Source organism: Acinetobacter sp. YH01003 (assembly GCF_013420525.1).
In the GTDB taxonomy this organism is placed as follows: Bacteria; Pseudomonadota; Gammaproteobacteria; order Pseudomonadales; family Moraxellaceae; genus Acinetobacter; species Acinetobacter towneri.
This window is the reverse complement of record NZ_VOXY01000032.1, coordinates 1-6933: the sequence shown is the minus strand read 5'-3', so window position 1 is coordinate 6933 and position 6933 is coordinate 1. Positions and strand designations below refer to the sequence as shown.

The window sequence follows — 6933 nt, the reverse complement described above, 5'->3', positions numbered from 1 at the left end:
AGTGTCAACTGGTAATTTAAATTATTTTAAACTTTCTTTCTAAAACCCAACTCAATCATTCTTAACCAAGTCATTGTTTTATCAGAAGTTTTAATCTTCATCACCGCCGATGGATGTGCATTATAGGTGAAATATTTCGCCTTGCAACACTTTTTGCAAAAGAAATATATCGGGTGTTTATTTTATAAACCCAAAAATACATAAACCATTGTTTTATATTGTAAATTTATTTTAAGAAAAATCCTCTTAATTCTTTAAAACCCAGCCACGAAACGTAACTCAATGTTTTATATGTAATTATTTTTATGCAAAAGCAAAAAGCAGAGCCGAAGCCCTGCTTTTGGTTTAAATAAAGTTCAAATTAGAACTTCATACTAATACGCGCCCAATAGTTACGACCAATATTGTTAAATTGCTCATTTGCAGCAAAACCCAAACCTGCATTACCCATTTTGTTTAAATGCTCGGTATAAGTTTTATCTAGTACGTTATCAATGCCCACAGACACATCAACACTTTTATTTAGGTTATAGCTGCCGTTTAAAGATAGTATGCCAAAACCACTACTCTCTTTCACATCATAACCTACGATATTACCCTCATCTTTACTTATACGACTTTGACCATCGACTACACGTAATAATGCACCTAAAGTGTATCTATCTTGAACATAGCGTAGGTTTAAACGTCCTTCCAAAGGTGAAATTTGTGGTAACGGCGTATTGTCTGTGGTGTTTTCACCCCACGCATACATGGCACTCATATCAGCTTGCAAAGCATCGGTAAATTGATAACCCATACCAACTTCTGCCCCAGCAATGGTTGCATCCACATTGCGCGTATGCGCATCTGTCATACTCGTATATTTAGTTAGAATATAGTCATTAATCAAACCTGCATAAGCCGATGCCCAAGAGCTGAATGCACCATGTTCATGTTGATAGCCAAAGTCCAATTGAAGGGTTTTTTCAGTATTAATGTGATTAAACGTATTTTTATTTCCGTTACCCGACAGAGGACTAAACAATTCCCAATAATCAGGCATACGCTCTACATAGCCCAAACCGACATAAGTTTTAGCATCATGGTGTGGATGTTGATTTTCCAAACGAATAAAACCACTTGGCAAGGTTTCTTTACGTTGTTGAGCCGTTTGTACTGCGTCTACTTCGATCTGATCAACACGTATACCTGTAACCAACTTATTATGATCATTCAGTTCATAACTCAGCTCACCAAAACCACCATAGGATTGAAATTCCATATCGGTTGTTACAGGGAAATTCATTTTCGGCATTGTGGCTGAATACATGCCTTTACCATGCTTATTCTGTTGACTATCAATACCTGTAATAAACTGCAATTTATCCCACTCATGTGTCACAGCCATACGCGCATTTAAAGTACGGCGAGTCACATTCATGGCAGATTTAGCTTCCACAAGTTCTTTAGTCATGTGGTGTTCTGCCATTCCCACTTTACGCAGACTATAATTGTCCATCACATGATCATTAAAACTATAGTTCACCTGTGCTTCAATTTTCTTAATCACATCGGTGATGTTTTTCTTTTCTACACGCAAACCCAAACTTTCGCGATCAAATTCAGAACCATCCATCATGCGGCCTGCATAAACCACTTCGGCATCACCACGACCACCTGTCAACTCAAGCCAAGTATTTTCATCGGGTGTCCAACCTAAAGCCACATCGGCATTCCAACGCTCCCAATCTGAAGGAACAGTTGTACCATTGCCATCTTTATAGCTGTCTGCCACAGAACGGTTGGCGTTTAAACGAATGTATTTCTGCGCATCGCCCGCTGCTGCTTCAATATTATGATCCAAACGACCAAATGAACCCATCAAAACACTGGCTTGTCCACGATAGTTTTGACCTTCACCAAATTGTTCAGGCTTACGCTCAAACAATACCGTTGCTGCCGAACCTGTGTTGGCATATTGCACCGTTTGCGGGCCTTTAATGACGGTAATTTCATCAAAACTTTCTGGTGAAATATAAGAGGTTGGTGAATCCATACGACTCGGGCATGCACCTAAGTTTTCAGAACCATCGGTTAAAATTTTAATACGTGAACCAAACATGCCGCGGAAGGTCACATCGCCATTGGTACCCGCACCACTGTTGACAGCACTAAAGCCAACGATGCTTTGCAAATAGTCTGCACCATCTGTGGCTGGAATCGGCTGAATGGGTTGTTTTGGATTAGCACGAACCACCAAACCATTGGCATCATTGCCCTGTTGTGCGGTTGCAACAATAGGCGCAAGACTATGCGTATTCGCAGACAGCATACTTTGATCGGCAAACGCACTTGCTGAATAGCAGGCAACACAAACTGCAGCCGCAATGGGCTGTAATAAAAATTTAAGCTGAGCCATTTTATTTCTCACTTCAAAACATAAATACAGTTAGGGTCAAAGCAGACCCGAAAAACATTGAATTTATGCAAAGTGAGGTGGAGCACGTCCCTGCGGAAGTAAAAAGAGTTGCTGAAGTGCAAACCAAACATGTTGAAAGCGTTTTTGGAAAGCCAAAAGACGCACCTGAATGCGATCAAGTACTTCTTTAAGCTCTAATTCAGGTGGCAAGACCAAGTTGCCATAGACCGTACAATACTGACATTGATGTGAAGCATCGTGATGATGATGTCCATGCTGTGCAGTCAGTTGTTGATCATCAGCTTGCGATGTAGATGAATGTGCAGCATGCGAAGAATTTGTATGCACGGCGTGGGCTTGTGGCAACAAAAGTGCACGCGTGATGGTTTCACAGACTGGCGCAACTTGATATTGCTCAGGCAGCAAAGGCTGTAAAAAAACAGCAATCTGTAAAAAAACTGCGATAAATGAAAGCAGTAAACCACTACGCAACAACAAAAACATCTATCCTGAATTTGTGTGGCACAAGTATAACAAAGCCCAATCGAAATTGGGCTGATTTTTAGGCTTTGGTCTAAACTTGCGCGTCTAGTCTTCTTGATTGTTCTACGTCTTAACGCTTGACCGCGACTTTTTCTTTCTGACGCTGGCGCACTACTTTTTCGACTTTTTCACGGGCACGCTGACGCTTGAGCGGCGATAAATAATCGACAAATAATTTGCCATTTAAGTGATCCATTTCATGTTGGATACAAACAGCGAGAAGTTCATCCGCTTCTAGCGCAAAGGATTGGCCCTCAAGGTTAATCGCTTCAATTTTTACACGTGACGGACGCTCAACTTTGTCGTATATTTGAGGCACTGACAAACACCCTTCTTCATACGGTTGGGTCTCTTCAGTCAATGGGGTAACTTTGGGGTTAATGAAGACCATGGGTTGATCTTTATTTTCAGATAAATCCATGACAATGAGCTGAATATGATGATCGACCTGTGTGGCTGCCAGACCAATTCCTGGTGCGGCATACATCGTTTCAAACATATCTGCAGCCAGCTGACGAATTTCGTCGGTGACTTCTTCGACGGGTTTGGCAATGGTACGCAAACGGGGATCCGGGAAACTTAAAATAGGTAATAAGGCCATGGGACATCCTCACTTATGCCATTGATCAAAAAACCGAATGAAGGAATGCTTCATCAAAAAAATGTGTGTAAGATCGTTATTATAACGCAACTACATACATAATTTTAGGAATTATGATAATGAAAAAGGTTTTGACAGACACATCCTCTTTTCGTGTCTTGGGGTTTAAAAAGCAAGTTTTAGCACTCGCAGTATGTCTCACAGTGGGACTTGGTGCGATCAGTGTGGCTGAAGCAGCACCTGCACGAAACATCAATCCGCCTGCCTTAAAAGCCAGCGCACCAAATGTGTATGTGGTAAAAAAAGGCGATACCTTATGGGATATTTCCAAAAAATTCCTGAACAATCCATTACGTTGGCCTGAAATTTGGGCAAGTAACCGTCACGTAAAAAATCCACACTGGATTTTCCCAGGTGACCGTTTGTTGATGTGTACCTACGAAGGTCGCCCTATTATTGGTAAAGATGAAGGCGATGGCTGTGAAGGCATTATTCGTCGTTATGCAGGCAAGAGCACCAATTTACAGCCGCAAATTCGCGTGGAGTCTTTAAATAATACCATTCCTGTGATTCCACTTGACTACATCAAACACTGGTTAGAGCGCAGCAGCATTATTGCCGCAGATGCGTTACAAGGCACACCATATATTTTAGGTACTTCTGATCAACGTGTTTTAGCTGCTAAAGGTCAAAGTGTGTATGCACGTGGTGCAGGTCTGGAAGTAGGTCAACGCTACGGTGTATATCGTGAAGGCGAACCGTACATGCTGACCGATGCCAATGGTCAAAAATTCAATGCAGGCATTGAACTCACTCAAGTTGCTGCAGGTATTGCAGTACGTGGTGAAAATGACATCACCACACTTGAATTGACCGATACCTACAATGCCGAAGTGCGTCGTGGTGATCGCGTCTTACCAATTTATGACCCAATGCTGCCAACCTTGTTCTACCCAACGCATGCTGAAAATGTCAGCACAGGTGGTCAGGTGCTACGTGTGATGGGTTCGATTGGTACTGCAGCAAAACACAGTGTTGTGGCAATTGATCGCGGTACATTACATGGCGTGCAATCTGGTCATGTGTTTAGCGTAGCGCAAAAAGGCGAAGTGGTCACCGACCCGAAAACCAAAGAACGTGTTCAGCTTCCAGGCGAACGTATTGGCAATATCATGGTCTTCAAGAGCTTTGACCACATTAGCTATGCCTATGTTTTAGACAGTGAATTACCAATTAAAGTCGGTGCGAGCTTACAAGCACCACGAATGGACGACTAAAACGGTTTAAGATGGTGATGTTGAATTCATTCAGCCCACAGCAAATCAACTACATTTTGTTGTGGTATTTGGTTCAACATTCACTGTCTAGTTTTTCCAAACTCGTACAACATTATGGTTCCGTGGCTGCCGCAGTGCAGCCCGAACACCTCCTCACATGGTCAGATGTGCGCATTCATGCCAACCATCTACAACGTGCCAAAGAATATCTCAGCCCAACAGGGCAACTCGCCTTTGAACAATGTCTGAATCAACTGCAACAGCAGTGCGATTTTGTTTTAACGTTGGATGATGCTGACTATCCGAATCAGTTACGTCCCTATGCCAATAAGCCACCCATTTTATTTGGACAAGGCAATGCACAGGCTTTGTTGCAAGCGCAAATTGCGATTGTTGGCAGTCGCAAAGCCAGCCCGCATGGTCGGCAAGTGGCTTATGATTTTGCTTATTATTTAAGTGAACAAGGATTCTTTATCAATAGTGGTTTGGCACAAGGTATTGATGAAGCTGCACATCAAGGTGCTTTGCAGCATCAACGTACCATTGCAGTCATGGGCACAGGTTTGGACAGCACTTATCCAAGTGCACATCACAGCCTGCGCCAACAGATTGTGGAATGTGGTGGTGCCGTGATTACGGAGTTTTTACCGCAGACCAAGCCCTTGCAGCAACATTTTCCACGACGTAACCGTATTGTCAGTGGATTAAGTTTAGGCGTGATAGTTGCTGAAGCCAGTTTAAATAGTGGCTCGCTGATTACCGCGAAACTAGCAGCGGAGCAAGGCAAATTGATATTTGCCATTCCTGGACATATTTATAGTGAATTTCATCAAGGTTGCCATCAATTGATTCGTGAAGGTGCAATTTTGGTCGACCATCCTGAACAAGTGATTGAGGATTTAGCCCTGCCAACCCAATGGCAATATCAACAAAACCAAATTGCGACAAACCCAGATCAGGTCACAGCAGTATCGACAGAAACAGAATCTCCTACACCACCAACTGAAACAGCGCTTCTAAGCACCACTACAAAAACAACCGATACAACTACGCCGCACATTCCCGAGCATTTATTGACGCTGTATCAACAACTGGATTGGGTCGGGCAAAGCATCGACTACTTGGCACAGCAACTGAATTTAGATATTGCCACACTCACCAGTGCATTAATGGAACTGGAGCTCATGGGATTCTGTTTACAACAATCAGGTTTATATCTGCGTTGTCGTCCCCACAAATAAGGTTCACAATAAGCGCCTATTTCACGTTTCTGTTTAGGTAAAACTCCCATGATTACAACCTCTGTCACCGAAGCCGCTGCATGTCTACAACAAGGACAGGTACTGGCCTATCCTACAGAGGCGGTTTGGGGATTGGGATGTGATCCATATAATCAACAGGCATTTTTGGAAATTTTGCGTCTGAAACAGCGTCCGATTGAAAAAGGTGTGATTTTACTGGCAGGACATCTGTCACAAGTAGAGCATTTGCTGCAGGATTTAAACCCCGAAATGCGAGATCGCGTAATTGCGTCATGGACGAATACTTATCCCACAGATCGAGCAACCACCTGGCTATTACCCAGCACAGCCGCAATTCCAGAGTGGATTACAGGTCAACACCCCAAAGTAGCGGTGCGCGTAACCAATCATCCTTTATGTATGGCGTTATGCCATGCCTTTGATGGCTTTATTGTATCGACCAGTGCCAATCCTGCGGGACTTGCCCCTGCACGCTCTTTGCAAGAGACAACGCAATATTTCCATCAACAATTGCACTACTTAAATGGTGATTTGGGTTTAAGCCAGCAACCTAGCCGTATTTTAGATGCAGAGAGTGGGGCAGTGATTCGCGCCTAGCTTTAGACAAATTTTAGTTGACATCCTCCCCGACCTAAAGGACGGAGATTCCTACTGCTAGACGCTCATGCCCGAGCGCAAGAATATTCAGTGCGGAATTTACATCCCGATCATGGAGCGTACCGCACTCCACACACTGCCATTCTCTTATTCCAAGTCCTGCTCTACCTTCCGGACTACTGGAGCGTGAGCCACAGCACGAACAAATTTGGGTGGTATAGGCTTCATTGACTTCTTCATAACATACCCCTG

General features: G+C 43.3%; 7 protein-coding genes. 3 read left to right on the top strand and 4 right to left on the bottom strand.

Annotated features, from left to right (window positions below; all coding sequences use genetic code 11):
* Positions 1 to 361: 361 nt before the first annotated feature.
* The 3 genes from FTT70_RS13255 to def all read right to left on the bottom strand — a co-directional run bounded on the left by FTT70_RS13255 (position 362) and on the right by def (position 3545).
* Positions 362 to 2401: a TonB-dependent copper receptor gene (locus FTT70_RS13255; RefSeq protein ID WP_180168717.1), complete on the bottom strand. Its 2040-nt coding sequence runs from the start codon at positions 2399 to 2401 to the stop codon at positions 362 to 364.
* Between the two features lie 63 nt (positions 2402 to 2464).
* Positions 2465 to 2899, bottom strand: a complete 435-nt coding sequence (locus FTT70_RS13250) for a DUF2946 family protein (RefSeq protein WP_026438527.1) — start codon at positions 2897 to 2899, stop codon at positions 2465 to 2467.
* A gap of 115 nt (positions 2900 to 3014) precedes the next feature.
* Positions 3015 to 3545, bottom strand: a complete 531-nt coding sequence (gene def, locus FTT70_RS13245) for a peptide deformylase (protein ID WP_180168716.1) — start codon at positions 3543 to 3545, stop codon at positions 3015 to 3017.
* Positions 3546 to 3664: 119 nt separating this feature from the next.
* Here def and FTT70_RS13240 point away from each other — a divergent pair, with 119 nt between their 5' ends.
* From FTT70_RS13240 to FTT70_RS13230, 3 genes are read left to right on the top strand one after another with little or no spacing between them, the layout of a single operon-like run.
* Positions 3665 to 4822, top strand: a complete 1158-nt coding sequence (locus FTT70_RS13240; protein ID WP_070155503.1) for a LysM peptidoglycan-binding domain-containing protein — start codon at positions 3665 to 3667, stop codon at positions 4820 to 4822.
* 17 nt (positions 4823 to 4839) lie between these two features.
* The gene (gene dprA / locus FTT70_RS13235) at positions 4840 to 6063 is read left to right on the top strand and encodes a DNA-processing protein DprA (RefSeq protein WP_180168715.1); all 1224 of its coding nucleotides are present in this window, start codon (positions 4840 to 4842) and stop codon (positions 6061 to 6063) included.
* Positions 6064 to 6111: 48 nt separating this feature from the next.
* Positions 6112 to 6681 (top strand): L-threonylcarbamoyladenylate synthase, encoded by a 570-nt coding sequence (locus FTT70_RS13230; protein ID WP_004970120.1) that lies wholly within the window; start codon positions 6112 to 6114, stop codon positions 6679 to 6681.
* Between the two features lie 34 nt (positions 6682 to 6715).
* On the opposite strand, the gene FTT70_RS13225 is transcribed toward FTT70_RS13230, so the two are convergent.
* Positions 6716 to 6933: zinc ribbon domain-containing protein (locus FTT70_RS13225; RefSeq protein WP_179991410.1), on the bottom strand; the 218-nt coding region annotated here is incomplete at its 5' end.

Bases quoted from the DNA above. Each gene is read 5' to 3' on its own strand.
- dprA (WP_180168715.1), top strand. From the start codon at position 4,840: ATGTTGAATTCATTCAGCCCACAGCAAATCAACTACATTTTGTTGTGG.
- def (WP_180168716.1), bottom strand. From the start codon at position 3,545: ATGGCCTTATTACCTATTTTAAGTTTCCCGGATCCCCGTTTGCGTACC.
- FTT70_RS13240 (WP_070155503.1), top strand. From the start codon at position 3,665: ATGAAAAAGGTTTTGACAGACACATCCTCTTTTCGTGTCTTGGGGTTT.
- FTT70_RS13230 (WP_004970120.1), top strand. From the start codon at position 6,112: ATGATTACAACCTCTGTCACCGAAGCCGCTGCATGTCTACAACAAGGA.
- FTT70_RS13255 (WP_180168717.1), bottom strand. From the start codon at position 2,401: ATGGCTCAGCTTAAATTTTTATTACAGCCCATTGCGGCTGCAGTTTGT.